Source organism: Azospirillum formosense (assembly GCF_040500525.1).
GTDB classification, from domain to species: Bacteria; Pseudomonadota; Alphaproteobacteria; order Azospirillales; family Azospirillaceae; genus Azospirillum; species Azospirillum formosense_A.
The window spans coordinates 1669929-1696440 of sequence record NZ_CP159403.1; the positions used below are offsets into that span (position 1 = coordinate 1669929).

The following is a 26512-nucleotide window of genomic DNA, read 5'->3' on the forward strand; positions in this document are numbered from 1 at the left end:
CCAGCCCTCCCCCGCTCTCGGCGGACCAAAGGTCCGCCTGCCGCGTCAGCGCAAACCTTTGGTTTGCGCGAGAGCTTCGCGGGAGAGGGTGCCTTCCGCGAAGCGGCGGCAGTCCCCTCCACCTCGCAGAGGGGGAGGGTTAGGGAGGGGGCAACGTCAGCGCCGACGCGCCTTCGCAGAATTCGCTCACCCCTCGCCCAGCAGATCCAACAGCGACAGGGCCACAACCTCCGTCGCCTTGAACAGGTCGGACAGCGGCAGGCGCTCGTCGGCGCGGTGGGCGTTGGCCTCCTCGATGGTGTGAGGGCCGGCGCCGAACAGGGCGATGGGCACGCCCGCGTCGGAGTAATGGCGCGCGTCGGTGTAGAGCGGCACGCCCTTGGTCTCCACCGGCTCGCCCATCACGCGGCTGGCGTGGGCGCAGAGGACGGCGGCCAGCCGGTCGGTGCCGGCCAGCGGGGTCAGCGGGCGGGCCAGCAGGACGCGGCGGACCTCGACGCGGGCCTTCGGGAAAGCCTTGACCGCCTCGGCGATGACCGCGCGCAACGTCTCCTCCACCGCCTCCGGCGCCTCCTCCGGGATCATGCGGCGGTCGAGGCGCAGGGTCACGCGGTCGGGGACGACGTTGGTGTTGATGCCGCCCTTGATCAGCCCGACCGTCAACTGCGGCGAGCCGATGCCCCCCACCGCCGACACGGTCTCGGCATAGCCCTTGCGGTGCTCGTAGAGCGCGGCGAGGATCGCCGTCGTCGCCTCCAGCGCGTCGATGCCGGTCATCGGCAGGGCGGCGTGGGCGGACTTGCCGGTGACCTCGACCTCCAGATGCAGGCAGCCGTTGTGGGCGGTGACGACGCCGTAGCTGAAACCCGCGGCGATGGCGAAGTCCGGCCTGGTCAGCCCCTCGTCGAGCAGCCATTTCGGCCCGATCTCGCCGCCGGCCTCCTCGTCGTAGGTCAGGTGCAGCTCCACCGTGCCGCGGTCCAGCCCGGCCTTTTCCAGCGCCAGCAGCGCGTAGGTGTAGGTGACGAAGTCCGACTTCGAGACGGCGACGCCGCGCCCGTACATCCAGCCGTCCACCACCTCCGCCCCGTAGGGGTCGCGGGTCCAGCCTTCGCCCGGCGGCACCACGTCGCCATGGGCGTTCAGCGCCACCGTCGGCCCGTCGCCGAAGCGGCGGCGCACGATCAGGTTGGTGGCGGAGATCATGCCGTTGGCCCGCACCAGCTCCGCCGGGACCGGGTGGCGCTCCACGGTCAGCCCCATGGCCTCCAGCAGCGCGGCGGCGCGCTCGGCATGGGGGGCGCAGTCGCCGGCCGGGTTGTCGGAGGGCACCTTGACCAGCTCGGCCAGGAAGCGGACCTGCTCGTCGCGGGTCTGTTCCAGGAACGCGTGGATGGCCTGTTTGGCGGCGTCGGTCATGGTGTCGGGGTCTCGTGCTCGAAGTGGCGGATGATGTCGAGGAGGATGCGCACCGAGAGGTCGGCGTCCTCCACGGTGATGGATTCGGCGGGGTTGTGGCTGATGCCGCCCTTGCAGCGGACGAACAGCATGCCCATCGGCAGCACGCCGGCGAAGGCCATGGCGTCGTGCCCGGCGCCGCTGGGCAGCGACAGGGGGCGGACGCCGGCGCGGACCACCGCCGCCTCGATCTGCCGCCGGATGCCGGTGGAGCAGGGGGCGGCCGCCGCGTCGTGGGTGGTCTCCACCGCCAGATCGACGCCGCGGCGGGCGGCGATGCCCTCGAAGTCGGCGAGGATGGCGGCGCAGGCGTCCCGCCGCACGGCGTCCTCCGGCGCGCGGACGTCCAAGGTGAAGACGACCTCGCCGGGGATGACGTTGACGGCGCCGGGCTTCGCCTCGATCCGGCCCACCGTCGCCACCAATCCGGCTTCGGGGGGCCCGGCGTCGGAGGCCGCGGCCACCCGCTCCGCCGCCAGGGTCATCTCGGCGGCGGCGGCCAGCGCGTCGCGGCGCAGCGCCATAGGCACCGTTCCGGCGTGGCCGGCCATGCCGCGCAGCCGGACGGCGAAGCGCGTCGCGCCGTTGATGGCCGTGACGATGCCGACCGGCAACCCTTCGGCCTCCAGCACCGGCCCCTGTTCGATATGGACCTCCAGGAAGGCCAGCGCCTCCCCCGGCTTGCGGGCCGCCGTGGCGATGGCCTCGGGGTCGCCGCCGAAGGCGCGCAGCGCGTCGGCCATGCGCACGCCGTCGCGGTCGCGCGTCTCCAGCGCCGCCCGGTCGAAGCGCCCGGCCACGGCGCGGCTGCCGGTCAGGGTCACCGGGAAGCGCACGCCCTCCTCGTCGCCGAAGCCCAGCACCTCGACGGCGAAGGGCAGCCGCTCGCCGCGCCGGTCCAGTTCCGCCACCGCGGCGACAGCGGCGAGCACGCCCAGATTCCCGTCATACCGGCCGGCGTTGCGCACCGTGTCGATGTGGGAGCCGATCAGCAGGGCCGGCGCGCCCGGCACGGTCCCCTCGTAACGGCCGACCACCGTGCCCGCCGGGTCCAGCCGGGCGTTCATCCCGGCCTTTCCCATCAGCTCCATCAGCCAGTCCGCGGCGGCCCGGTGCTGGGTCGTCAGGAACAGGCGGGTCAGCAGACCCGGCTCCTCCGTGAAGCCGGCGAAGGCGTCCAGCCGCGCCATCAGGTCCGCGCCGAACGCCGTCATGGAAGCAAGTCCTTGAGGCGCAGCCAGGTGATGCGCTCGACCTGGGCCAGCGCGGTGGCGAACTCCTCCTCCGGGCCGTTGGACAGGCGGGTCTCGAAGGCTTCCAGGATCTCGGCGCGGCTGCGGCCCTTGACCGCCAGGATGAAGGGGAAGCCGAAGCGCGCCTTGTAGGCGTCGTTCAATTCGGTGAAGCGGGCGAACTCCTCGGGCGTGCAGCGGTCGAGCCCGGCGCTGGCCTGCTCCGCCGTGCTGTCGGCGGTCAGCTCGCCGCGCAGCGCCAGCCGCCCCGCCAGATCGGGGTGGGCGTTCAGCAACGCCAGCTTCCGGTCATGGCCGGCGGCGCGCAGGACGGCGACCATCGCGGCGTGCAGACCGTCCGCGTCGTCGGGCAGGTTTCTCCCCTGATTGCCGGCGTCCCAGGCGCCTTCGGCGACCCAGGGCGAATGTTCGAACACGCCGCCGAATCGGGCGACGAAACTTGCACGGTCCATCTCGCTCGGTCGCATCCCGGCCTTCCCTGATCGGTCCCCTGCCCCGCAGCATACCCGCAATCGCCGAGGTCCGCTTTTTCGATCCGTTTGAAAGTCTTTTTGCGCAGGCCCCGTTCGGACCGCGCGGCGGTGCGGCATGGGGTGCGGTATAAGGTTTCTTCGCGGCATTCCACGGCGAGGAGAGAGACCCATGTCCGGAAGCGGGCGCCTGACCACCCATGTTCTCGACACGACGCACGGACGGCCCGGCGCCGGGATCGCCGTCACCCTCTACCGCATCGACGGGGACCGGCGGGAGCGGCTGACCCAAACGCGCACCAACGCCGACGGGCGCTGCGACGCGCCGCTCCTCGCCGGGGCCGACCTGACGCCGGGGGTCTACGAGCTGGTGTTCGAGGCGGGCGACTATTTCCGCGCCTCCGGCCTGGAGATCGTCGAGCCCGCCTTCCTCGACGTGGTGCCGATCCGCTTCGGCGTCGCCAGCGCGGACCAGCACTATCACGTGCCGCTGCTCGTCTCCCCCTACAGCTACTCCACCTACCGGGGAAGCTGATCGGCCCAGGCGGCGAGCAGGCGGCGCTCCTCCGGCGTGATCCCGGTGACGTTGCCGGGGGGCATCGCGTCGGACAGCGCCGCCCAGGTCCGGATCTGGGGCGCGTGGCGGCCAATCGCCTCCGCGCTGTCCAGCATCACGCCGCGCGGCGCCACGCCGATCCCCTCCCACACCGGCTGGGCCGCGTGGCACATGGAGCAGCGGGACAGCACCACCTCCTCCACCTGCGCGAACTCGACCCTGGCCGATGCGGCGGCGGCGCTCTCGCTCCGCGTGCCGGCGGCGCTCAGGCCCACGATGACGGCGACGCCCGCGGCGGCCACCGCCCAGGTCCACCAGGGCGTCGGCTTGCCGGCGTGGCGGCTGTTGAAGAAGTGGCGGATCACCGCCCCCACCACCAGAACCACCGCCACGATCACCCAGCTGTAGCGCGTGCCGAAGGCCAGCGGGTAGTGGTTGGAGATCATCAGGAAGACGACCGGCAGCGTCAGGTAGTTGTTGTGCAGCGACCGCTGCTTGGCCTGCTTGCCCAGCGCCGGGTCGGGCACCTGACCGGCCTTCATGGCGGCCACGGCCTTGGTCTGGTTGGGGATGATGATGCGGAAGACGTTGGCCGACATCATCGTGCCGATCAGCGCCCCGACATGCAGCATCGCCGCCCGCCCGCTGAAAACGTGGCTGAGGCCCCAGGCGACCAGCACCAGGAAGACGAAGCCCGCCGCCGCCAGCTTCACGTCGTCCTTGCCCAGCGGCGACTTGCACAGCCGGTCATAGACGTGCCAGCCCAGCCCCAGGGCGCCCAGGCTGAGCAGCACCGCGCCCCACCAGGGGATGTCCAGCACCGCCGGGTCGATCATGTAGAGCGCGGCGCCGTGGTAGTAGAGCACCGACAGCAGCGCGAAGCCGCTGAGCCATGTGGCGTAGGCTTCCCATTTGAACCAGGTCAGCTTCTCCGGCAGCTCGGGCGGAGCAACCGTGTATTTCATCATGTTGTAGAAGCCGCCGCCGTGGACCTGCCACGCCTCCCCCGCCACCCCGTTGGGCAGGCCGTCGCGCCGCCGCAGGGAGAGGTCGAGGTGGATGAAATAGAAGCTCGACCCGATCCAGGCGATGGCCGTGATGACGTGCAGCCAGCGCACCAGAAAGTTGACCCACTCCCAGACGATCGGCTCCATGCGTCGCGGCCTCTTCCGTTCGGTGATCCTCACCCTGAACTCTACGGTTGCCGCAGCGCAGCGGGGAAGCGGATGCGTGCGCCAGCACTTTCAAAAAAAACGGAAAGGTGGGAGGGTTCCCCAGGGCGTGTGAGGAAAGGGCCAAGCGTGGCGCTGCTGGAGAACATGCGGGTGTTCGTGCGGGTGGTGGAGCTGGGCAGCCTGTCCGCCGCCGGGCGCAGCCTGCGCCTGTCGCCCGCCGTGGTCAGCCACCGGCTGCAAAGCCTGGAGGAGCATCTGAACGCCCGCCTGCTGAACCGCACCACCCGGCAGGTGCAGTTCACCGAGGCCGGCAAGGTCTTCTTCGAGCATTGCCTGGAGGTGCTGGAGGCGGCCGAGCGGGCGGAGAGCAGCGTCGGCGCCATCGGCGGGGCGCCGGTGGGCAGCCTGCGGGTGACCGCACCGCTGGGCTTCGGGCGGCGCATCCTGGCCCCGATGGTGCCGCGCTTCCACGCCGCCTACCCCCAGGTGGATGTGCGGCTGCGCCTGTCCGACCATCTGCTGGACCTGCTGCGCGAGGCGACGGACGTCGCCATCCGCATGGCGCCGCTGAAGGATTCCAGCTTCGTCGCGCGCAAGATCGCCGACCTGCCGCGGGTGCTCTGCGCCGCGCCCGCCTATCTGGAGCGGCGGGGCGTGCCGGCCCGGCCGGAGGACCTGCTGTCCCACCATTGCCTGCTGCTGCGCTTTCCCGGCTCGCAGCAGTTCCAATGGACGCTGAACACCCCGCAAGGCCCGATGACGCTGCCGGTGTCCGGGCAGTTCGACGCCGACGACGGCGACGTGCTGACCGGCTGGGCGCTGGCCGGGGAGGGAGTCGTTCTGAAGCCGTTGTGGGAGGTCGCCGACCATCTGCGCCGCGGGGAGCTGCGCGTCGTCCTGCCGCACTGCCCGCCGGAGCCGGTGACGCTCGCCGTGCTCTATCCCCACCGCAACCTGCTGCCCGCGAAGATCCGCGTCTTCATCGACTTCTTCGCGGAGCAGGCGCGTGCCGCGCTCGCGGACACGGAAACGGTTGGAGCGGAACCGAATGCCGCGCCCTGACCGTTCCCGCTTTTCCCCCGCTTTTCCAACGGCGTGCTATGATGCCGCCACGCCGCGCGGCGGGGTTCGCCGCAGGGAAGGACGAGAATGACCGCACAGCCGCCCGCCAAGCCGATCCCGCCGAAGCCCGCCAAGCCCATCCGCAAGAAGGCCCGCCGCGCCACCCAGCGGCTCACCATGACGGACGTGGCCAACGCCGCCGGCGTGTCGCCCAGCACCGTCTCGCTCTATCTGCGCAAGCCGGAGGCGGTGTCGGAGGAGCTGGCGACCCGTGTGCGGACGGTGATCGACCAGCTCGGCTACGTGCCCAACCTCGTGGCGGGCAGCCTCGCCGCGGCGAAGAGCCGGACGGTGGGGGTGATCCTGCCCTCCATCACCAACTCCTTCTTCGCGGAAACCTACAACACGCTGCAAAGCGCCTTCCAGACCGCCCATTACCAGACGCTGCTCGGCGTCAGCGAGTTCGATCCGGAGCGGGAGGAGGAGCTGATCCGCGCCTTCCTCGCCTGGTCGCCCGCCGCGGTGGTGGTCACCGGCCTGCACCACACCGAGCGGACGCGCGCCATGCTGCGCTCCTCCGGCGTGCCGGTGGTGGAGATGTGGGACATCCCCTCCGCCCAGACCCCGGCGGTGGACATGACGGTCGGCTTCTCCCACTTCGAGGTCGGGCGCCGGCAGGCCAGCCATCTCTACGACCAGGGCAGCCGCAAGGTCGCCTACATCGGCGCCGCCGTGCACCAGGACATGCGCGTGCGCAGCCGCACCGACGGCTATGAGGACGAGGTGCGCCGCCGCGGCCTGCACGAGCCGATCGCCTTCACCGCCCCCGACACCGCCTCCACCCCCGTCGGCATCTGGCTGATCGACGAGGTGTTCGCGCTCCACCCGGACATCGACGGGGTGGTCTGCTCCAACGACGCCATGGCGCTGGGCGTGCTGTTCGAGGCGAACCGGCGCGGGCTGAGCGTGCCCGACGATCTGGCGGTGATCGGCTTCGGCGACCTGACCTTCAGCGCCGCCTGCCTGCCGCCGCTGTCCACCGTGCGCCCGCCGCAGCGCGAGATCGGGGAACTGGCCGCCGGCCAGATCCTGGCCCGGCTGAACGGCACGACGGTGGCCCAGCCGCACCATGGGCTGGATTGCGAACTGGTGGTCCGCGACAGCACCCGCCCCGACGCCGCCGCGGGCGTGGAGCGGCAAACGGCGGGATAAGGCCTGCCCTGAAGGTCAGGGCCGACGATTGTCCCTTGTCCATGGTTCGTTCCCCTGCTTCCTTCCGTTCCATCGTGGTTAACACACCGGAATAGGGCAATGGCCGGCTTGGCTGTAGATGGAGCCGCGGTGATCCGCGCCACCCTGCCGACGCTGCCGGACACGCCCGGCGTCTACCGGATGATCGGGGCGGACGGGCGCATCCTCTATGTCGGCAAGGCGAAGAACTTGAAACGCCGGGTGGCAAGCTACACCCGGACCGACGGGCTGCCCAACCGCACCCGCCGCATGGTGGCGCTGACCCGTTCCATGGAGTTCGTCACCACCCACACCGAGGCGGAGGCCCTCCTGCTGGAGGCGAACCTCATCCGCCGCCTGTTGCCGCCCTTCAACGTGCTGGTGAAGGACGACCGCTCCTTCTCCTACATCGCGCTCGGTCAGGGTCATGAGTTCCCGCGTCTGATGCATCATCGCGGCAGCGCCGACCGCCATGGCAGGAAGCGCGACCTGTTCGGCCCCTACGCCTCCCCCGCCCTCGTCGGCATGACCATCGGGGCGTTGCAGCGCGCCTTCCTGCTGCGCAACTGCGACGACGCCACCTTCACGTCGCGCACCCGGCCCTGCCTGCAGCACCAGATCAAGCGCTGCTCCGCCCCCTGCGTCGGCCGCGTCACGGCGGAGGAGTACGCCGCCCAGATGCAGGGCGTGCGCGACGTGCTGTCCGGGCGCAGCGCCGCCATCCAGGCCGAGTTCGCCCGTCACATGATGGACTGCTCCGACCGGCTGGCCTACGAGGACGCCGCCCGGTGGCGCGACCGCATCCGCGCCCTGACCGCCCTGCAGAGCCGCCAGGACATCAATCTGGAAGGCGTGCTCGAGGACGCCGACGTGCTGGCCGTCCATGCCGAGGGCGGGACCGCCTGCGTCCAGGCCTTCTTCTTCCGCGGCGGGCGCAACCAGGGCACCCGCGCCTTCTTCCCCCGGCACGACGGGGAGGAGGAGCCCGCCGCGATCCTCGCCGCCTTCGCCGCCCAGCTCTACGAAGGGACGCCGCCGCCCCGCCACCTGCTGCTCAGCCACGCCATCCCCGAACGCGCCCTGCTGGCCGAGGCGCTGACGCTCGCCGCCGGGCGGCGGGTGGAGGTGGAGGTGCCCCAGCGCGGCCCCAAGCGCCGCGTCGTCGAGCACGCCCTGACCAACGCCCGCGAAGCGCACGGGCGCCGCATGGCCGAGCGCTCCGCCCAGGGCAAACTGCTGGCCGGGGTGGCGCGCGTCTTCGGCCTTCCCAGAACACCGGCCCGCATCGAAATCTACGACAACTCGCACATCCAGGGCGCCTTCCCGGTCGGCGCGATGGTGGTCGCCGGGCCGGAGGGCATCCAGCGCAACGCATGCCGCCGGTTCCACATCAAGGACCCGGACGCGGCTGGCGACGATTACGCCATGCTGCGCGAGGTGCTGACCCGCCGCTTCGGCCGGGCGCTGCGCGAGGACCCGCAGCGCAGCGGCGGCCAGTGGCCCGATCTGGTGCTGATCGACGGAGGCTTGGGCCAGTTGAACACCGCCCGCGCGGTCCTGGACGGGCTGGGCATCGCGGGCGTGCCGCTGGCCGCCATCGCCAAGGGGCCGGACCGCGACGCCGGGCGCGAGCGCTTTTTCCTGCCGGACCGCGCGCCCTTCCGGCTAGAACCCAACGACCCGGTGCTCTACTTCCTGCAACGGCTGCGCGACGAGGCCCACCGGACGGCCATCGACGCCCACCGCACCCGCCGCCTGAAGGCGATGGACCACACCCGCATCGACGGCATCCCCGGTGTCGGCCCGTCGCGCAAGAAGGCCCTGCTGCATCATTTCGGCAGTTCCACGGCGGTGGCCTCGGCCGGGTTGAAGGATCTGGAGGCCACCCCCGGCATCAGCGCGGCGCTGGCCCGGCGGGTGTTCGAGCATTTTCATGTGTAAGGGATGAGTGGCCGCGGTTGCCCCCCACCCCGGCCCTCCCCCGCTATCGCTGGGGAGAGGGAAAAGTCCCCTCCCCCGCCCAGCGGGGGAGGGTCAGGGTGGGGGCAAAGTGGCGCGCGAATTATTCCAAGGACACCGATGCAGCCGCCGCTCATCAGTCCTGCGTTTGCGCGGTTTTTGGTTAGTGCTTCCTTAACCCGACGGGATCATGGTCCGCCCAACGCAAACAGAGCATGCACGCAGGGCGCCTGACCATGGGCCAGAAGACCATCAAGTTCTCCGACAAGAACGGCTACCGCGACGTCGAACTCGACAGCCTGCCGCGCAACGTGCGCGCCGCCGTCACCGACATGGCCGCGAAGAACCCCGTCGCCAGCATCATCGTCGACCAGACGGGCATGCTGTACCGCATTCACCTGACCGAGCCGGCGAACGTCTATCTGGACGTGCTCTCGGTCGCCTGAACCACGGCACATCCCATAAGGAAACGGCCCATAAGGAAACGGCGGCGCACCCGATGCGCCGCCGTTTCCATTTCAGCGTGCCGTAACGAGCGTAAAGTTACTGGCGTGCAGTCACTCCGGCAGAACGGACACCGTGCGGTCCAGGGCATCGCGCGGAACCGTCGAGCCGAAACCGGACAGGATGGCGCGGGCGTGCCCCGGCGCCAGACCGGTCATCCGGGCCAGATCGCCGGCGTCCAGCCCCTGCTGTTCGGCGGCGTGGCGGATGCGGGTGATGGCGTCGCGTTTCTCCGTGCGGTCCATGGCGCTGCTCCGTTTGCGGACGTGGTGGGTCATGCGGTCCTCCTGTGCCTGCGGGCAGGGAGTGGCGGGTGCGCGGCTCCTCAGTGCGGGCGGCCTTCCAGGCGGCGCAGCGCGCGGTCGAGCGTGCTCACGGGCATCATGAACACGGTGCCGCCCAGAACCGCCCGGACATCCTCGATGTCCAGGCCGGTGGCGGCCGCCACGCCCCGCTCGTCCAGGCCGCGGTCCTCGGCGATCACGGCGATCCAACCCGCCAGCGTGCGGGCCTGGGCCATCCGGGCCGGATCGGCGAGCGGATGACGGCGCGCGGGTAAGCTGCGGCCCCGTGGGTCCGCGAGGTCGGTTGGGGTCAGCATGGGCTCCTCCCAAAGAGCATTGGCCCAAAGAGCGTCGGCCGAATCTTTCGGCCTTCTTTTTCGGGCTATGGTGCGCTTCCTCCGTCCTGCGCACAATCCACCCATCGGCTTAATGCCCTTCGCCCGATGCCCCCTGGCAAAAGGTTCTGCGACGAAAAGTCCCGTTTCTGACCCTTCGCGTCCCGGCCCTCCGCTTATCAGGCCCCGACCCAGCGCCGCGTCGGCCCGGTGTCGACGTGGACGAAGTTCCGCTTCGCGTAACAGCCGGCCCCGCCGTCGCCGAAGGACAGGGCGCAGCGGTAGAGGTCCACCGCGCGCCGCCCCTGCAGGCGCAGGTCGACCGCCCGTCCCTGCAGATGCAGGCTGCCGGTCGCCGCCCCCTTCACGCGGCGGTTGGTTTCCTGGGAGCGGAAGGCCGACAGCACCTCGAACGGGTGCTGGCTGTCCAGTTTCTCCTGCATCTCCGACAGGCGGTTCAACAGGGCGAGGTCGATGCGGTGGCAGTCGTCGCTGCGGTGGTCGCGCAGCACCCAGTCGATGCGGGCCATCGCCTCGGCCACCGGGCGTCCCTCCGCCCAATAGACGCCATCGAAGCTTTCCCCCGTCAGGCAGTTGTAGATCCGCAGCGTGCGCTCCGGCGCCGGTTCCCACGCCGCGGCGCTGCGGCTGTTGCAGACGCCGACCGCCACCGCGGCTCCCAGCCCGAAGATGCCGCGACGCGTCAGCGCGGCGGCGGCGGACTGGGCCATCCGGGATTTTGGGGACGACGCTTGAGGGTGGGTAGCGGGAGAGCGATGGGACGAAGCGTTCAGGGACGGCAAAAAAGACGAAGACAGAAAAGGCATGGAACCACCGGTGCGTTGCGTTACCGAAGCCGTGAACAGGGAAAACCGGAAAATGTCGGCACGCGCTGATGACGGCGGGGGACGCGCGTCGGTGAGCCAGGCGTGCCGTGGGAACAGGAAGGGCCTTCAGCCATCGTTCGGACCCTTCCCTGTCGAGTCCCCTGTCCGGCGGCGGGTAACCCGGACAATGGCCCGACCGTTCCGCCGCGGCGGGTAGCATACGGTAGTTTACGCCCCGTTCGGCGGGGGTGGCCCCCGCCGCCTTCGGCAGGACCGTTTCCACCTTCGGGTGAGCGCCCCACCCCAACGAACAGGGATCGGAGCGGACTTCGGGAATAACGCCCGGCCTAAAAGCACAGGGCTGATGGACATCAATTTTTCCCGATGGAAGAATGCCGGCAACACATCCACCCACCCCTTTTGAGAAAGATCGTCCGTCGTCTGTCTCAAAATTCGGGAGATGTCACGAATGACCGAGGAAACGCCGCCCGCGCAGGGGTGGGCATTGGATGATCATGCCGTCAGGACGCAGCTTGAGCGGATTTTGGCGAGCGACCATTTCGACGCGTCGGAGCGCAACCGCCGCTTCCTGCGCTATGTGGTCGAGGAGTGCCTGGACGGGCGGGCGCAGCAGATCAAGGCCTACTGCATCGCCGTCAGCGTCTTCAACCGCGAACCGAGCTTCGACCCCCAATCCGACCCCATCGTGCGGTTGGAGGCCGGACGGCTGCGCCGCAGCCTGGATCATTACTATCTGACCGCCGGCCGCGACGACCCGATCCGCATCGTCGTGCCGAAGGGCGGCTACGCCCCCCGCTTCGAGCGGATGAGCGGCGAGCCGCCCCCCGCCCTGCCCGGCCCCCGCGCGGTTCCAGCAACGGACGCGCATCGGCGCGCCGTGTCCCTACGCCTCGCCGGGCTGGCCGCCGTGGTGCTGATCGCGGTCGGGCTCGCCGGCCTGCTGGTCGGCCGAACCCTCGCCACGCCCGCCGAGGTGGAGGAAGCGTTGGCACTCGGCCCCCACCCGATCGCAGCCAGCGCCGAGCCGAGGGAGGCGGAACCGCCGGCGGCCCTGTCCAACGGCACAGCCACAGCCATAGCCACAGCCGCGCCGCCGCCCGCAACGGGCGACGCATCCCTGACCCTGATCGTCGGCCCCTTCCGCACCACCGGCCAGTCGGGGGAGGATGCCGCGCTTGCCGCCATGCTGACCGACGAGGTCGCCGGCGGCCTCGCCAACCGCACCGACCTGCCGGTGCGGATCGACCCGCCACCAGCCGCTGCGTCGCCCCAGCGGGGACTCCGCCTGTCGGGAAGCCTTCAGGGGCATGACGCGGCGGTGCGTCTGGTCGTGCATCTGACCGACCTCGCCACCGGGACGGTTCTGTGGTCCACCAGCCTGGACCACACGGCCGGACCGCAGGGCATGCCGACGCCGCAGTCCTTGGCGGCGGAAATCGTCGAGCCTGTGACCGCTCCGCAAGGCCCCCTGCTGCCCGCCGTCACCGCGCGCCTGCGCGCCAAGCCGGCCGCCAGCCTGTCGCCGCGCGAGTGCGCCACCCTCGCCACCGGACGGCATGAGATCCCGCCGGCCGAGCGGACCGCCCTGAGCGGTTGCCTGACCTCCGCGGCGAGCGCGCTGACGACCAGCGCTGGCGAGGCGGCCCGCTATTGGTCCGCGCTGTCCCTGCTGCAATCCGACGCTTATCGTGCGGAGCGGAACGAGGCCGCCCTGAACGACGCCCTGGCCGCCGCCCTGCGTGCCACCGAACTGGAGCCGGCCGCGCTGCGCCCGTTGACGGCGCTTTACACCGCCTACTGCCTGCGTGGCCAATACGCTCCCTGCTTCGCCGCCGGCCAGCGCGCCCTGCAGGCGTCGCCCGGAAACGCCCATGTGCTGGGCGACCTCGGCCTGTGGCATGTCGAGGCGGGGCAATCCGCGAAGGGCCTGCCCCTGCTGGAGCAGGCGATGGAGCGCGATCCCGCGCAGCGGGAACGGCTCCTGCCCGCCTACAGCCTCGCCCTCCAGCGCCATGGGCACCCGGACAGCACGAAGCTGGAGTTCGAAGTGACCGCCGCCGCCCCGGCCCAGGCCGCCCTGGCTGTCGCTTTCGTGCAGATGGGGCGGATGGACGAGGCCAAGGCGGCGGCGACGCGGGCGTTGGCGGCGGACCCCGATTTCGCCCGCCGCGCGGCGCGGGAGCAGCGCATCCAGCCCCTGCCCCCGACGCTGGACGCGGCCATCCGCAGCAGCTATGCCATGGTCGGATTGGCCGCGCCCACGGGCGAGAGCATCACCCGGTAGCTCTCATACGACGTCGTATGATGAAACCGGAGACGCCGTCCGGCGCGTCAGCCGGTGCCCGGCTGGACGGAGCCGTCATCCTCCTCGGCCCGCCGCCGCAGCTCGTCGGACGTGGTTCCGGCGGGCACGGCGTCCTGCAGCGTCCCGTCGCCGGGCGTCTTGGTCTTGTCCTCCAACGGCGCGTCCTTGCCCGTGTCGGAAGGGCTGTGCGGTGTCTTCTCTTCAGCCATGGCGAACCTCCGCTTTGTTGTGGTTCCAACGGACAACGCCCCGGACACCCGCGGGGTCCGCGTCACGGCCGGGGTGCGCTGTCCGGAGAGTCGTCGGCGTCCGGCGCCTTATCCTTTCTGGTCTCCGCACCCGGCCCTTCGATGTTCTGGAAGCCCATCTTCTCCTCGTCGATGGCGGGGTCGGCGCGGGTGTTCTTGATGTCGAGCGGCTCGTCGCGCTGGTCGCCGTAACGCTTGTCGGTGCTCATGATGACCTCCTGTCGATGGGGAAGGCTTGCGTTTCCGTCCCTCCCAACAGGGTGCCGGGAGACCTGTTGCGGAAGCCCCCTTGCCGTGGACGCCCCCGCTGCACACATCACGGCGTCATAATCGCGTATAAAGTTGACCCGGACGGTCAGGCAATCCTTGACCGCGCCGCGGCACTTCCGTAGGGACTCGCGCGGTGGACCATGCCGGACAAGACCGGTATGAAACCGGCACCCGACCATCAAGCACCCCGCCCCGGCCGCGCGTCTGCGCACCGGCGGCCCGAACGGAGAGCGTCATGCTCAACGAAGCCACGCCCACCGTCGCCGTTCCGGCGGCGCGGGACATCTTCTCCCTTCCCCGGCACCGGACGGAGGCCCGGCGCCCGGCGCCCTTCCTGCCGATGACGCGGGCGGAGATGGACCGGCTGGGCTGGGATTCCTGCGACATCGTGGTGGTGACGGGCGACGCCTATGTGGACCACCCCAGCTTCGGCATGGCGATCATCGGGCGGCTGCTGGAGGCTCAAGGCTTCCGCGTCGGCATCATCGCCCAACCGGACTGGAACAGCGCGGAGCCGTTCAAGGCGCTGGGCAAGCCGAACCTGTTTTTCGGGGTCACCGGCGGCAACATGGACTCGATGGTGAACCACTACACCTCGGACCGCCGCCTGCGCCACAACGACAGCTACACCCCCAACGACGAGGGCGGCAAGCGGCCCGACCGTGCGGTGATCGTCTACAGCCAGCGCTGCCGCGAGGCCTACAAGGACGTGCCCATCGTGCTCGGCGGCATCGAGGCGTCGCTGCGCCGCATCGCCCAGTACGACCATTGGAGCGAGAAGGTGCGCCGCTCCATCCTGGTGGATTCCAAGGCGGACATCCTGTGCTACGGCAACGCCGAGCGCGCGATCATCGACGTCGCCCACCGCATCGCCGCCGGGGAGAAGGCGCGGGAGATCGACGACGTCCGCGGCACGTCCATCGTCCGCAGCCGCGTGCCGGACGGCTGGACCGTCATCGACAGCAGCAGCATCGACGAGCTGACCCCCGCCGCCCCGCGCGCCGCCGGGGCCGACCGCATCGTGGTCCGCCTGCCCTCCTTCGAGCAGGTCAGCGCCGACAAGGCGCTCTACGCCCACGCCTCGCGCGTTCTGCACCAGGAGAGCAACCCCGGCAACGCCCGCGCGCTGGTGCAGCGGCACGGCGACCGCGAGGTCTGGCTGACCACGCCCCCGATCCCGCTGACCACGGCGGAGATGGACGGTGTCTACGGCCTGCCCTACGCCCGCGCGCCCCACCCGGCCTACGGCGACGCGCGCATCCCGGCCTGGGAGATGATCCGCTTCTCGGTGAACATCATGCGCGGCTGCTTCGGCGGCTGTTCCTTCTGCTCCATCACCGAGCATGAGGGGCGCATCATCCAGAGCCGCTCGGAGGGCTCGATCCTCAAGGAGATCGAGGAGATCCGCGACAAGGTGAAGGGCTTCACCGGCGTCATCTCCGACATGGGCGGGCCGACCGCCAACATGTACCGCATGGCCTGCAAGGACCCGGAGATCGAGAAGGTCTGCCGCCGCCCGTCCTGCGTCTTCCCGGACATCTGCAAGAACCTGAACACCGACCACAGCGACCTGATCCAGCTCTACCGCAAGGCGCGCGCCATCCCCGGCGTGAAGAAGATCAACATCGCCTCGGGCCTGCGCTACGACCTCGCCGTCCGCAGCCCGGAGTATGTGAAGGAGCTGGTGACCCACCATGTCGGCGGCTACCTGAAGATCGCGCCCGAGCACACCGAGCCCGGCCCGCTGTCCAAGATGATGAAGCCGGGCATCGGCACCTACGACCGCTTCAAGGAGATGTTCGAGAAGGCGGCCAAGGCGGCGGGGAAGAAGCTCTACCTGATCCCCTACTTCATCGCCGCCCACCCCGGCACCACGGACGAGGACATGATGAACCTCGCCCTGTGGCTGAAGCGGAACGGCTTCAAGGCCGATCAGGTGCAGACGTACCTGCCATCCCCCATGGCGCTCGCCACGGCGATGTACCACAGCGACCGCAACCCGCTGCGCCCGATCCGCCGCGAGGGCTCGGAGACGGTGTTCTCGGCCAAGGGGCTGAAGCAGCGCCGCCTGCACAAGGCCTTCCTGCGCTACCACGACCCGGAGAACTGGCCGGTGCTGCGCGACGCGCTGAAGGCCATGGGCCGCAGCGACCTGATCGGGCCGGGCGAGCACCAGCTCGTTCCGGCCTGGCAGACGACGGGCGGCGTGGGCAAGGCGGAGAAGCCGAAACCGGGCAAGACCTTCTACACCCAGCAGGCGGGCAAGGGCCGCCGGGCCCCGGTCAAGGGCGGCAAGCCGGCGGGGCGGCCAAGGTAGCTCTCACCCTAACCCTCTCCCCGGAGGGAAGAGGGTTAGCAGCCATTGAGGGCCTTGATCCGTTCGATCAGGGCGAGCCCGTCGCGCTCGGCCAGCGCAACCTCGGCGGCGCCGTCGCAGCTGCGGCCGTTCACATAGACGTAATGATAGCGCACGCGCACGGCGTCCCGGCCGACGGGCTCCGCGGCCAGCAGGCGGACGGGAACGCTCATGTTGCCGTAGAAGCGGTTCATGGACGCGATGTCGTAGGCGCCGCTTCCCCGCTTTTCGGGAACGACGTAGGTGTTCGCCCGCGCGGCGTCCGCCTGCCCCAAGGCATCGTAGAAGGCGCGCACCGCCGCGACCCCGTCGGTCGGCTGGGGGCGCGGCGTGGGCGGATGGGTTTGGGCCGGGTCAGCGCTCGCGGCGGGCTGCGGGATGGACGCAGGGTTGGCCGCGGGCTGACCCGGCCGGCCCACCGTGGCCGCCGGGGACGGCTGCGGTGGAACGGGGACCGGCGGGGCAGGGGGCTGCTCCGCCGTTGGAGAGGGCGCCGGAGAGACGGCGGAGTTCGGCACGAGCCGCAGGGGTCCTCCGGTCGCCGCCGGGGGGGCTGTCTGGGCAATGGCCGCGCCGGCCAGCAGACACGCCCCGGTCGCCGCCGCGAGCCCCGGAAGCCTCACACGGTTGCCCATCGCACTCTCCTGTCGAAAAGCATCAAATCCATAGCAAATACCCATCTCCTGGAGGAGTGTCCGGAACGGTCCTCTGGCTTGCATTCCGGCGGGGCGGGCTCTAGCGTGACCGGCATGACCGATGCACAGACGCCCCCGATCCGACGCCTCGCCGCCCCGCAGGCCGTTCTTCTGGAACAGCCCAGGCACGGCGTCCCGCAAACCAGCGAGATGCTGTTCGGTGAAACATGTACGCCGCTCGACCGGGATGGCGACTGGGTGAAGGTGGAAAACCGCACCGACGGCCATGTCGGCTGGCTGCTCCCCGGCACGGACCTGACGGAGCCGGTCGCCCCGACCCACCGCGTGTCCGGGCGCGTGGCGAACCTGCACCCGGCGCCCACCCACAAGGCGGTGCCGGTGGCGGCGCTGAGCTTCGGCAGCCTCGTGACCGTGGCGGAGCAGGTGGATAGCGGCTGGGTCCGGCTCGACAACGGGCTGTGGACCTTCGGCAAGCTGCTGGAGCCGGTGGCCGTGCCGCTGGACCGCGTTCCAGTGGAAACGGCTCTGCGCTTCTTGGAGACGCCCTATGTCTGGGGCGGGCGGAGCGCCTTCGGCATCGACTGCTCCGGCCTCGTCCAGGTCGCGCTGCGCGCGGCGGGGATCACCACCCACCACAGCAGCGGCATGCAGCGCAACGACGACCGGCTGGGGCCGATGGTCTCAACGAACGGGCAGGGCGTGGACTACCGCCGCAGCGACATCGTGTTCTTTCCCGGCCATGTCGGGATCATGCTGGACGGCGCCACGCTGCTGCACGCCACCGTCTTCACCATGTCAGTCGTGACCGAACCCCTGGCCGACGTGGCCGTCCGCGCTGAGGGCATCACCGGCGTGCGCCGCCCGCTCCTCTAACGCCCGGGCCTCCAGCGCCCAGCCAATCAAAAGCAGCGTTGGGCCGTCGCCCGACGCCACGCCCCGCTCGGCCATGGCGCCCAGCGTCGTCCGGTAATGGCGCTCGTCGGGGCGGCAGCCGTTCTCAACCGCCAGCACCGGCGTGTCTGGAGAGAGCCCGCCTTCGGTCAGGCCGCGCCCGACGCGGCGGGCAGCCTCGCGGCCCATGTAGACCGCCAGCGTGCCCTTGGGGTCGGCCAGCCGCGCCCAGTCCGGCTCGGTCGCGTCGCCCTCGCGGGCGTGGGCGGTGACGAAGGTGACGGCGCGCGACACGCCGCGCTTGGTCAGCGACAGCCCGGCGCTGGACGCGCAGCCGAGCGCCGCGGTGATGCCGGGGACCACCGACACGCTGACTCCGACACGCTCCAGATGCTCGATCTCCTCGCCAGCGCGGCCGAAGATCATCGGATCGCCGCCCTTCAGCCGGACGGTGCGCCGCCCCGTGCGGGCCTGCGCCGCGATCAGCGTGTTGATGGCCTCCTGCGAGTGGGAATGCCGGCCCGACCGCTTGCCGACGCAGATCAGCTCCGCCCCCGGCTGTGCCAGGGCGAGGATGCCCGGCCCGACGAGATGATCGTAGAGGATCACTTCGGCCTGAGCGATGGCCCGCGCCGCCGCGACGGTCAGCAGGTCGGGGTCCCCCGGCCCGGCGCCGACCAGAGTGACGTGCGGAATCCGCGTGCCCGCCTCCGGGATGGCGCGGGCGATGCGGCGGGTCGTGCGCGGACGCAGCGCGGAGCCCAGCGCGGCGCGCAGAGCGACGATGAAGTTGAAACGCTTGCCTCCGGACCGGGAGACAAGACCGTCAAGCCACATGGCTGCGCTGGGCATCGGCAAGGATCTCCTTGAGTTCGGGAAGGCAGGAGCCGCAGTTGGTCCCGGCCCGCAGGGCCGCTCCGACCTCCTGGACCGTGGTCAGGCCTTGGCTTTGGATGGTGGCGATCAGGCGGTTGACGCCGACGCCGAAGCAGGAACAGACCGTCCGTCCCTCGTCGGCCATGGGAACCGGCGACCGGCCGGAGAGCAGGGCGCGGCGGGCGGGACCGTCCAGCGCCTCCGCCGACAGCAGGTCGACCAGCCAAGCGCGGCTCGGCAAACCGCCGGCCGTGGACAGGAACAGGCAGGCCTCCAGCCGGTCGTGGGTCACCCAGGCGCGGCGCAGCACGCCGCGGGCCGCGTCGCTGTAATCGACGGTCGCCCCGGCGAAACCGAACTCCAGCGTCTCCGGAGCGGGCAGGGCGCCCTCGCCGGCCAGCTCGATCAGGTGGCCGCCAGCGACGGCGCGGCGGGACCAGTAGCCGCCATGGGCGGGCTCCACCGGCTCACGGGCGATCAGGAAGCCGGTCCAGGCGGCGGGGTAGGGTGTGACCGTCACCGGCATCCGCTTCAGGTCGGGCTGGCCCGACAGCGGGTCCACGGCCTCGTCGTCCACCAGCCGCCCGACGACGCAGGAGCCGGTGAAGCGGTCGGTCCAATGCATGGGCAGGAAGGCTTCGCCCGCCCGCTGCGCCTCGGTCACGCGCAGGCGGGCCAGCGCCGTGCCGATGGAAGACGTGATGCGGACCAGGGCGCCGTCCGCCAGGCCGCGCGCCGCTGCGTCCTGCGGGTGAAGGTCCAGGCAGGGTTCCGGCGCGTGGGACGAGAGGCGCGGCGACAGGCCGGTGCGCGTCATGGTGTGCCACTGGTCGCGCAGGCGGCCGGTGTTCAACATCAGCGAGCCCGGCCCCCGAGAGCGGGGCAGGGGACGGGACATGACCGGGACGAAGCGCGCCCGCCCGTCGTCGGTGAAGAAGCGCCCGTCGGTGTAGAGGCGGCGCGTCGGACTGTCGCCGACACGGCGCGGCCAGGGGGCGGGAGCAAGCGTTTCAAATTCAGCGTCGGACAGCCCGGCGAGGCCCCCGATGTCGAAGGCGCGCGTACCGTCGTTCTCGAAGGCGGACAGGGCGGCGTGCTCGCGGAACAGGTCGGCGGGCGTCTCGTAGGGGAAGGCGGCGGCATAACCCATCGCGCGGGCGACCTGGGTGACGATCCACCAGTCGGGCCGCGCCTCGCCCGCCAGGGGACGGAAGGCCCGCTGGCGGGAGATGGTCCGGTCGGAGTTGGTGACGGTGCCGTCCTTCTCGCTCCAGCCCGCGGCGGGCAGGCGGATGTGGGCCAGCCGCGCCGTGTCGGTGTCGGCGATGCAGTCGGAGACGATGACCGTCTCGCACCGCGCCAGCGCGCGGCGGACGCGGGCGGCGTCGGGCATGCTGACCGCCGGGTTGGTCGCCATGATCCAGACGGCGCGGACCGTGCCCTGCTCCACCGCGTGGAACAGGTCCACCGCCTTCAGGCCGGGCTTGTCCGCCACCCGCGGCGCGTTCCAGAAGCGGCGCAGCCGGTCCACCGACTCCGGCTCGAATCCCATATGGGCGGCGAGCTGGTTGGCGAGCCCGCCGACCTCGCGCCCGCCCATGGCGTTGGGCTGGCCGGTGACGGAGAAGGGCCCCATGCCCGGCGCGCCGACCCGCCCGGTCAGGAAATGGACGTTCAGGATGGCGTTGACCGTGTCCGTCCCCTGCGAGGACTGGTTCACCCCCTGCGAGTAAACAGTGACGGTGCGGCGGACCGTTGCGACTTCAGCGTAGAAGGCCTCGATCTCGGCCGGCGGCAGACCGCAGCGGGCGGCGACATGGGCGGGGGAGGGCGCGTCGGCGCGCGCCGCCTCCAGCGTTTTCGCCAGTCCGGCGGTGCGCTCCGCGACGAAACGGGCGTCGATCAGGCCGTTGTCGGCGAGATGGACGAGCAACCCGTTGAACAGCAGGGCGTCGGTGCCGGGACGGATGGGCAGGTGCCGGTCGGCCCCGTCCACCGCGGCGGTGCGGCGCGGGTCGATAACGACGATGCGGGTGCCGCGCGTGTGCTTGGCCGCCAGCAGCCGCTGGTTCAGGATCGGGTGGCACCAGGCGAGGTTGGAACCGACCAGAACGACCAGATCGGCCTCGTCGATGTCCTCGTAGGTCACCGGCACCGCGTCGGCGCCGAAGCCGCGCTTGTGGCCCGCCACGCTGGAGGCCATGCAGAGGCGCGAGTTGGTGTCGATGTTGGCCGTGCCGAGGAAGCCTTTCGCCAGCTTGTTGACGGCGTAATAGTCCTCCGTCAGCAACTGGCCGGAGACGTAGAAGGCCACCGAGTCCGGCCCGTGTTTGGCAATGGTGTCGGACAGGCGCGTCGCGACGGCGGCGATGGCCTCCTCCCAGGCGACGCGCCGCCCGTCCACGTCCGGATGCAGCAGCCGCTCGCCGAGGCCCAGCGTGTCGGGCAGGTTGGTGCCCTTGGAGCAAAGCTTCCCCCGGTTGGCCGGGTGGTCGGGGTCGCCGGAGACGGTGACGGTGCCGTCGGCGAAAACGGAGGCCAGAACGCCGCAGCCGACGCCACAGTAGGGGCAGGTGGTGCGGACAACATCCCTCTCCCGCCTCGGAAGAGGGTGCCCGCGCAGCGGGCTCTCGCGCTGGCTGAAAGCCAGCGCTGACGCGGCAGGCGGACCTTCGGTCCGCCGAGAGCGGGTGAGGGGCGTGCGAGGATCAAGGCGCTGATCCTCGGCAGCCCCCTCACCCTCCCACGCTGACGCGTGGGTCCCTCCCTCTCCCGGGGCGGGAGAGGGTCTGTCGGCGTCACCCATGGCCGCACCCTCCGCGTCCCGGACGGAAGGCGGCCAGCCCGAGCTGCACCGCGCCGTCCACCACCCGCACCGGGCAATGGCCGGCGCAGCCCTCGTCCGGCCCGACCGCCTCGCCGCTGGCGAGGTCGATCACCCAGCTGTGCAGCGGGCAGGTCACACGCGCGCCGTGGACGATGCCCTGCGACAGCGGGCCGCCGGCGTGCGGGCAGCGGTCCTCCAGCGCGTAGACCTCGTCCGTCACGGTGCGGAACAGGGCGATGTCGCCGAAGCCGGTCCGCACCACGCGGGACCCCTGGCGGGGAATGTCCTCGACCGAGCCGACGGTGATCCAGGAAATGCTCTGATCCATGTCTCGTTACCCCACCTGAGCGAGCGGCGCGAATTCGTGACGGTCCACCGACCCGTTGGCCCGCTCGGCCCAGGGATCGTCCTGCGAAAAGCTCTGTGAGAAGAGGAAGCGGGCGTTGAGCGCCGCGCGGCCTTCGGCATCATCGACCAGCCGGCGCTTGACGTGGTCCAGCCCGACGCGCTCCAGCCACGGGGCGGTGCGCTCCAGATAGCGGGCCTCCTCGCGGTAGAGCTGCATGTAGGCGCCGGTGTATTCCAGCACCTCCGCCTCGGTCTCCACCTTCACCAGCAGGTCGCAGGCCCGGACATGCATGCCGCCGTTGCCGCCGACATGCAGCTCGTAGCCGCTGTCCACGCAGACGATGCCGAGGTCCTTGATGGTGGCCTCCGCGCAATTGCGCGGGCAGCCGGAGACGGCCAGCTTCACCTTGTGTGGGGTCCAGGTGCCCCAGGTCATCCGCTCCAGCTTGACGCCCAGGCCGGTGCTGTCCTGCGTGCCGAAGCGGCACCATTCCGAGCCGACGCAGGTCTTCACCGTGCGCAGCCCCTTGGCGTAGGCGTGGCCGGAGACCATGCCGGCGGCGTTCAGGTCCGCCCACACCGCGGGCAGATCCTCCTTCTTCACGCCGAACAGGTCGATGCGCTGGCCGCCCGTCACCTTCACCGTGGGGATGGCGAACTTGTCCACCACGTCGGCGATGGCGCGCAGTTCCTTGGCGCTGGTCAGCCCGCCCCACATGCGCGGAACGACGGAGTAGGTGCCGTCCTTCTGGATGTTGGCGTGGACGCGCTCGTTGATGTAGCGGGAGCGGCTGTCGTCCTTGTAGTCGCCCGGCCATTCGCAGAGCAGGTAATAGTTCAGCGCCGGGCGGCAATGATGGCAGCCGTCGGGCGTGCGCCATTCCAGCCGCTGCATCACGTCGGGGATGGACTTCAGGTCCAGCGCGGTGATGGCCCGGCGCACCTCGTCGTGGGTGCGGTCGGTGCACTTGCACATCGGCTTGGCCTTCGCCTCGCCGGTGTAACCATCGCCGAGCGTCAGGGCGAGGAGCTGCTCCACCTGACCGGTGCAGCTTCCGCAGGAGGCCGAGGCTTTGGTATGAGCCCGCACCTCGTCCAGGCTGGACAGGCCCTTCTCGGTGATCGCCGTGACGATGGTGCCCTTGCACACGCCGTTGCAGCCGCAGATCTCCGCACTGTCGGGGAGCGCCGCAACGGCGGCCTTAGGGTTTGCCGCGCCCTCGCCTCCGAATCCTTGCCCAAAAATGAGGGTGTCGCGGACCGGCGCCACCTCGGTCCCGTCCTTCAGCATCTGGAAGTACCAGCCGCCGTCCTTGGTGTCGCCGTAGAGCACGGCGCCCAGGATGCGGTTCTCCTTGACCACCACGCGCTTGTAGACGCCGCGGGCGGCGTCGCGGAACACGATGTCCTCGCAGTCCTTGCCACCGGTGAAGTCGCCGGCCGAGAAGACGTCCACCCCCGTCACCTTCAGCTTGGTCGAGGTGACGGAGCCGGTGTAGGCGGCCTCCGTACCGCCGGCCAGCCGGGCGGCGGCGACCTTGGCCATCTCGAACAGCGGGGCGACGAGGCCGTAGGTCTGGCCGCGATGCTCCACACACTCGCCGACCGACAGGATCGCCGGGTCGGAGGTGGTCATGGCGTCGTCCACCTGGATGCCGCGCCCGCAGGCCAGCCCCGCCGCCTTGCCCAGCGTCGTGTTCGGGCGGATGCCCACCGCCATGACCACCAGATCGGCGGGAAGCTCCTGCCCGTTTTTCAGGCGAACCGCGGAAACTTTCTCGTTGCCTACGATTTCAGCAGTGTCGGCGCCGGTCAGCACGGTGATGCCGCGGCGCTCCAGCTCGTGCCGCAGCAGCGCCCCGGCGGAGCGGTCGAGCTGCCGTTCCATCAGCGTGTCCATCAGGTGCAGGACCGTGACGTCCATGCCCTTGATCTTCAGGCCGTTGGCGGCCTCCAGCCCGAGCAGGCCGCCGCCGATGACCACGGCGCGCCCGCCCTTGGCCGCCGCCTCCAGCATCGTGTCGACATCGGCGAGGTCGCGGAAGCCGACGACGCCGGGCAGGGTGGAGCCGGGGACCGGGATGATGACGGGGGTGGAACCGGTGGCGATCAGCAGCCGGTCGTAGGGCACGGTCAGGCCGGACATCGCCGTGACGCTGCGGTTCGCACGGTCGATCACCTCCACCCGGTCGCCGGTCAACAGCTTGATTCCGTTGGCCGCGTACCAGTCGCGCCCGTTCAGCACGATCTGGTCGAAGGTCTTCTCCCCGGCCAGCACGGGGGAGAGCATGATGCGGTTGTAGTTGGGGTGCGGTTCGGCGCCGAAGACGGTGATGTCGTAGCGGTCCGGCGCCTTGGCCAGCAGCTCCTCCAGCATGCGGATGCCGGCCATGCCGTTGCCGACGACGACCAGCCGTTCGCGCGGAGTCGGTGGATTGGTGTGCGTGCTCATGCTGTGTGCCCTCTTGCGAGGCCGCGAGGCCAAAAAGAAAAAGGCGCCCGAAGCCCTGGGGCCTCCCGCGGGATTCCCAGGGTTTCGGACGCCGTTGTCCGGGTGGTTCGCCGTCGAACCGGCCATGGCGCCGTTGCCCTGGCCCTGATCTGCCCGTCCTTCTGGCAAGCCGCGTGCCAACACCGGCACTAAGGTATGAGAAAGGGACCAGAATGGCGGATTTCCGCCGTTTTCGCGGCCCCGCCACCGTCGACGCATGACGGGAATGTTGGGACCAGAACACGCGCTTTTGTCCCGCTTCGACCAAAAAGCGGTCCGAAAGCCGACAAATTGTGCAATGCGCCACCACCAAGGTACTAGCACAAACAATAGGCAATTCGCGTCAAAGCCGCAGAAACAAAGACTTTCGGCCCTGTTTGGCGGCCTACTCAGCCTTTGGCATGGTCCTTGCGAGAGGGACGGCGGGACGCGCCAACGGCGGTGCGTCCATCCCATACGCCCAAGGTTGGGCCCCTCGGCACCGTCGCTGACCCGGTTCGACAGCCCTTCATGGCTGGAGAGCCCTCAACGGCGCGTCGCCGGTGGGGCGTTGGATCGAGGTCGGGCGTGCCGCGGGGTTCCGGAACGAGAGATGGAGCGACCGACGTGACCCGAGACTTGATCCGAGACGTGATCCGACTGCCCGCCTCCCCCCGCACCGCCCTGCTGTCCGCCGCCGCCACGCTGGCGCTGACGCTCGGGTCCGCCCAAGCCGCTCCGCTCGACGTGGAGAAGGACCAGCTCAAACTGGGCTTCATCAAACTCACCGACATGGCCCCGCTCGCCATCGCCGCGGAGAGGGGCTTCTTCGAGGACGAGGGCCTGTCGGTGACGCTGGAGCCGCAGGCCAACTGGAAGGTGCTGCTCGACCGCGTCATCTCCGGGGAGCTGGACGGCGCCCACATGCTGGCCGGCCAGCCGCTGGGCGCCACCATCGGTTTCGGCACCCAGGCCAACGTGGTGACCGCCTTCTCGATGGACCTCAATGGCAACGGCATCACCCTGTCCAACGAGGTGTGGGACCGGATGAAGCCCAACCTGCCCAAGGGGCCGGACGGCAAGCCGCTGCACCCGATCAAGGCCGACGCGCTGAAGCCGGTCATCGCCCAGTACCGGGCGGAGGGCAAGCCCTTCACCATGGGCATGGTCTTCCCCGTCTCCACCCACAATTACGAGCTTCGCTACTGGCTGGCCGCCGGCGGCATCAATCCCGGCTACTACGCGCCCAACGACGTGTCGGGCCAGATCCAGGCCGACGCCCTGCTGTCGGTCACCCCGCCGCCGCAGATGCCGGCAACCCTGGAGGCCGGGACCATCTTCGGCTACAGCGTCGGCGAGCCGTGGAATCAGCAGGCGGTGATGAAGGGCATCGGCGTGCCGGTCATCACCGACACCGAAATCTGGAAGAACAACCCGGAGAAGGTCTTCGGCGTCACCGAGGGCTGGGCCGCCAAGAACCCCAAGACCCATCTGGCGCTGGTCAAGGCGCTGATCCGCGCCGCCATGTGGCTGGACGAGAACGGCAACGCCAACCGCGCCGAGGCGGTGAAGATCCTGGCGAAGTCGGAGTATGTGGGGGCCGACGCCAAGGTCATCGCCAACTCGATGACCGGCACCTTCGAGTATGAGAAGGGCGACAAGCGGGCGGTTCCCGACTTCAACGTCTTCTTCCGCTACAACGCCACCTATCCCTTCTATTCCGACGCCGTCTGGTACCTGACGCAGATGCGCCGCTGGGGCCAGATCGCCGAGGCCAAGCCGGACTCCTGGTACGACGAGACCGCCCGCAAGGTCTACAAGCCGGAGATCTACCTGAAGGCCGCGCGGCTGCTGGTGGAGGAGGGCAAGGCCAAGGAGGCCGATTTCCCCTGGGCCAGCGACGGCTACAAGCCGCTGGACGAGGGTTTCATCGACGGCATCGCCTACGACGGCCGCAAGCCCAACGAGTACCTGACCAAGCTGCCCATCGGCCTGAAGGGCGGGCAGGCGCTGCAGGGCGGCCAGCTGGTCGGCGGTTGAGCGCTTCTTTCCTCGGATGACCCGCGCAGAGGCTGCGACGGGCCCCTTCCCCGGCCCTCCCCCGCTTTGCGGGAGAGGGAGACAAGTCCCC

23 protein-coding genes are annotated in these 26512 nt (G+C 70.3%); 9 read left to right on the plus strand and 14 right to left on the minus strand.

What is annotated here, in order from left to right:
• Window positions 1–186: 186 nt before the first annotated feature.
• Genes ABVN73_RS20775 through uraD form a run of 3 tightly spaced genes read right to left on the minus strand, consistent with a single transcriptional unit; the run spans window position 187 to window position 3163 of the window.
• Window positions 187–1419, minus strand: coding sequence for a M20/M25/M40 family metallo-hydrolase (locus tag ABVN73_RS20775; protein WP_353860114.1), 1233 nt, complete (start codon window positions 1417–1419; stop codon window positions 187–189).
• The gene (locus tag ABVN73_RS20780; RefSeq protein ID WP_353860115.1) at window positions 1416–2672 is read right to left on the minus strand and encodes an allantoate amidohydrolase; all 1257 of its coding nucleotides are present in this window, start codon (window positions 2670–2672) and stop codon (window positions 1416–1418) included. The genes ABVN73_RS20775 and ABVN73_RS20780 overlap by 4 nt, the downstream gene beginning before the upstream one ends.
• A complete protein-coding gene (gene uraD / locus ABVN73_RS20785) occupies window positions 2669–3163 on the minus strand; it encodes a 2-oxo-4-hydroxy-4-carboxy-5-ureidoimidazoline decarboxylase (RefSeq protein ID WP_353860116.1) in 495 nt (164 codons plus the stop codon). Before uraD ends, ABVN73_RS20780 begins: the two co-directional genes overlap by 4 nt.
• A gap of 190 nt (window positions 3164–3353) precedes the next feature.
• On the opposite strand from uraD, the gene uraH reads away from it, so the two are divergent.
• Entirely contained in the window at window positions 3354–3716 is a 363-nt protein-coding gene (gene uraH / locus ABVN73_RS20790) for a hydroxyisourate hydrolase (protein WP_353860117.1), read from the plus strand.
• Here the strand turns inward: uraH and ABVN73_RS20795 are convergent.
• Window positions 3701–4891: a urate hydroxylase PuuD gene (locus tag ABVN73_RS20795; RefSeq protein WP_353860118.1), complete on the minus strand. Its 1191-nt coding sequence runs from the start codon at window positions 4889–4891 to the stop codon at window positions 3701–3703. The genes uraH and ABVN73_RS20795 overlap by 16 nt on opposite strands.
• Before the next feature lie 147 nt (window positions 4892–5038).
• On the opposite strand from ABVN73_RS20795, the gene ABVN73_RS20800 reads away from it, so the two are divergent.
• From ABVN73_RS20800 to ABVN73_RS20815, 4 genes are all read left to right on the plus strand, one after another.
• A complete protein-coding gene (locus ABVN73_RS20800) occupies window positions 5039–5974 on the plus strand; it encodes a LysR family transcriptional regulator (protein WP_353860119.1) in 936 nt (311 codons plus the stop codon).
• An 87-nt stretch (window positions 5975–6061) separates the two neighbouring features.
• A complete protein-coding gene (locus ABVN73_RS20805; protein WP_353860120.1) occupies window positions 6062–7186 on the plus strand; it encodes a LacI family DNA-binding transcriptional regulator in 1125 nt (374 codons plus the stop codon).
• A gap of 99 nt (window positions 7187–7285) precedes the next feature.
• Complete coding sequence (gene uvrC, locus ABVN73_RS20810; RefSeq protein ID WP_353860121.1) at window positions 7286–9145, plus strand: excinuclease ABC subunit UvrC; 1860 nt, start codon at window positions 7286–7288, stop codon at window positions 9143–9145.
• A gap of 233 nt (window positions 9146–9378) precedes the next feature.
• Entirely contained in the window at window positions 9379–9609 is a 231-nt protein-coding gene (locus ABVN73_RS20815; RefSeq protein WP_236778257.1) for a hypothetical protein, read from the plus strand.
• A 111-nt stretch (window positions 9610–9720) separates the two neighbouring features.
• On the opposite strand, the gene ABVN73_RS20820 is transcribed toward ABVN73_RS20815, so the two are convergent.
• The 3 genes from ABVN73_RS20820 to ABVN73_RS20830 form a co-directional block, all read right to left on the minus strand.
• Window positions 9721–9945, minus strand: coding sequence for a hypothetical protein (locus ABVN73_RS20820; protein ID WP_246653827.1), 225 nt, complete (start codon window positions 9943–9945; stop codon window positions 9721–9723).
• Between the two features lie 47 nt (window positions 9946–9992).
• Complete coding sequence (locus tag ABVN73_RS20825) at window positions 9993–10268, minus strand: hypothetical protein (RefSeq protein ID WP_353860122.1); 276 nt, start codon at window positions 10266–10268, stop codon at window positions 9993–9995.
• A gap of 197 nt (window positions 10269–10465) precedes the next feature.
• Window positions 10466–11017, minus strand: a complete 552-nt coding sequence (locus ABVN73_RS20830; RefSeq protein ID WP_353860123.1) for a DUF882 domain-containing protein — start codon at window positions 11015–11017, stop codon at window positions 10466–10468.
• A 565-nt stretch (window positions 11018–11582) separates the two neighbouring features.
• On the opposite strand from ABVN73_RS20830, the gene ABVN73_RS20835 reads away from it, so the two are divergent.
• Window positions 11583–13418 carry a hypothetical protein gene (locus ABVN73_RS20835; RefSeq protein ID WP_353860124.1) on the plus strand — a complete coding sequence of 612 codons (1836 nt, stop codon included), beginning with the start codon at window positions 11583–11585 and terminating at the stop codon, window positions 13416–13418.
• A gap of 47 nt (window positions 13419–13465) precedes the next feature.
• Here the strand turns inward: ABVN73_RS20835 and ABVN73_RS20840 are convergent, their stop codons facing one another.
• Together ABVN73_RS20840 and ABVN73_RS20845 are read right to left on the minus strand one after the other, a co-directional pair.
• Window positions 13466–13648, minus strand: coding sequence for a hypothetical protein (locus ABVN73_RS20840; RefSeq protein WP_353860125.1), 183 nt, complete (start codon window positions 13646–13648; stop codon window positions 13466–13468).
• A gap of 62 nt (window positions 13649–13710) precedes the next feature.
• A complete protein-coding gene (locus ABVN73_RS20845) occupies window positions 13711–13896 on the minus strand; it encodes a hypothetical protein (protein ID WP_353860126.1) in 186 nt (61 codons plus the stop codon).
• Between the two features lie 296 nt (window positions 13897–14192).
• Between ABVN73_RS20845 and ABVN73_RS20850 the strand changes: the two genes are divergently transcribed.
• Window positions 14193–16274, plus strand: a complete 2082-nt coding sequence (locus ABVN73_RS20850; protein ID WP_353860127.1) for a YgiQ family radical SAM protein — start codon at window positions 14193–14195, stop codon at window positions 16272–16274.
• 35 nt (window positions 16275–16309) lie between these two features.
• Here the strand turns inward: ABVN73_RS20850 and ABVN73_RS20855 are convergent, their stop codons facing one another.
• Window positions 16310–16609: a hypothetical protein gene (locus ABVN73_RS20855; RefSeq protein WP_353860128.1), complete on the minus strand. Its 300-nt coding sequence runs from the start codon at window positions 16607–16609 to the stop codon at window positions 16310–16312.
• Window positions 16610–17062: 453 nt separating this feature from the next.
• Between ABVN73_RS20855 and ABVN73_RS20860 the strand changes: the two genes are divergently transcribed.
• On the plus strand, window positions 17063–17842 hold the full coding sequence (locus ABVN73_RS20860) for an NlpC/P60 family protein (protein WP_353860129.1): 780 nt from the start codon (window positions 17063–17065) through the stop codon (window positions 17840–17842).
• Here ABVN73_RS20860 and cobA read toward each other — a convergent pair.
• From cobA to nirB, 4 genes are read right to left on the minus strand one after another with little or no spacing between them, the layout of a single operon-like run.
• A complete protein-coding gene (gene cobA / locus ABVN73_RS20865) occupies window positions 17765–18718 on the minus strand; it encodes a uroporphyrinogen-III C-methyltransferase (protein ID WP_353860130.1) in 954 nt (317 codons plus the stop codon). The two genes, ABVN73_RS20860 and cobA, sit on opposite strands and share 78 nt — an antisense overlap.
• Window positions 18687–21542 carry a molybdopterin-dependent oxidoreductase gene (locus tag ABVN73_RS20870; RefSeq protein ID WP_353860131.1) on the minus strand — a complete coding sequence of 952 codons (2856 nt, stop codon included), beginning with the start codon at window positions 21540–21542 and terminating at the stop codon, window positions 18687–18689. The genes cobA and ABVN73_RS20870 overlap by 32 nt, the downstream gene beginning before the upstream one ends.
• The gene (gene nirD, locus ABVN73_RS20875; RefSeq protein ID WP_145689153.1) at window positions 21535–21891 is read right to left on the minus strand and encodes a nitrite reductase small subunit NirD; all 357 of its coding nucleotides are present in this window, start codon (window positions 21889–21891) and stop codon (window positions 21535–21537) included. Before nirD ends, ABVN73_RS20870 begins: the two co-directional genes overlap by 8 nt.
• Before the next feature lie 6 nt (window positions 21892–21897).
• The gene (gene nirB, locus ABVN73_RS20880; protein ID WP_353860132.1) at window positions 21898–24363 is read right to left on the minus strand and encodes a nitrite reductase large subunit NirB; all 2466 of its coding nucleotides are present in this window, start codon (window positions 24361–24363) and stop codon (window positions 21898–21900) included.
• Window positions 24364–25032: 669 nt separating this feature from the next.
• On the opposite strand from nirB, the gene ABVN73_RS20885 reads away from it, so the two are divergent.
• On the plus strand, window positions 25033–26421 hold the full coding sequence (locus tag ABVN73_RS20885; protein ID WP_353860133.1) for a CmpA/NrtA family ABC transporter substrate-binding protein: 1389 nt from the start codon (window positions 25033–25035) through the stop codon (window positions 26419–26421).
• Window positions 26422–26512: the final 91 nt, after the last annotated feature.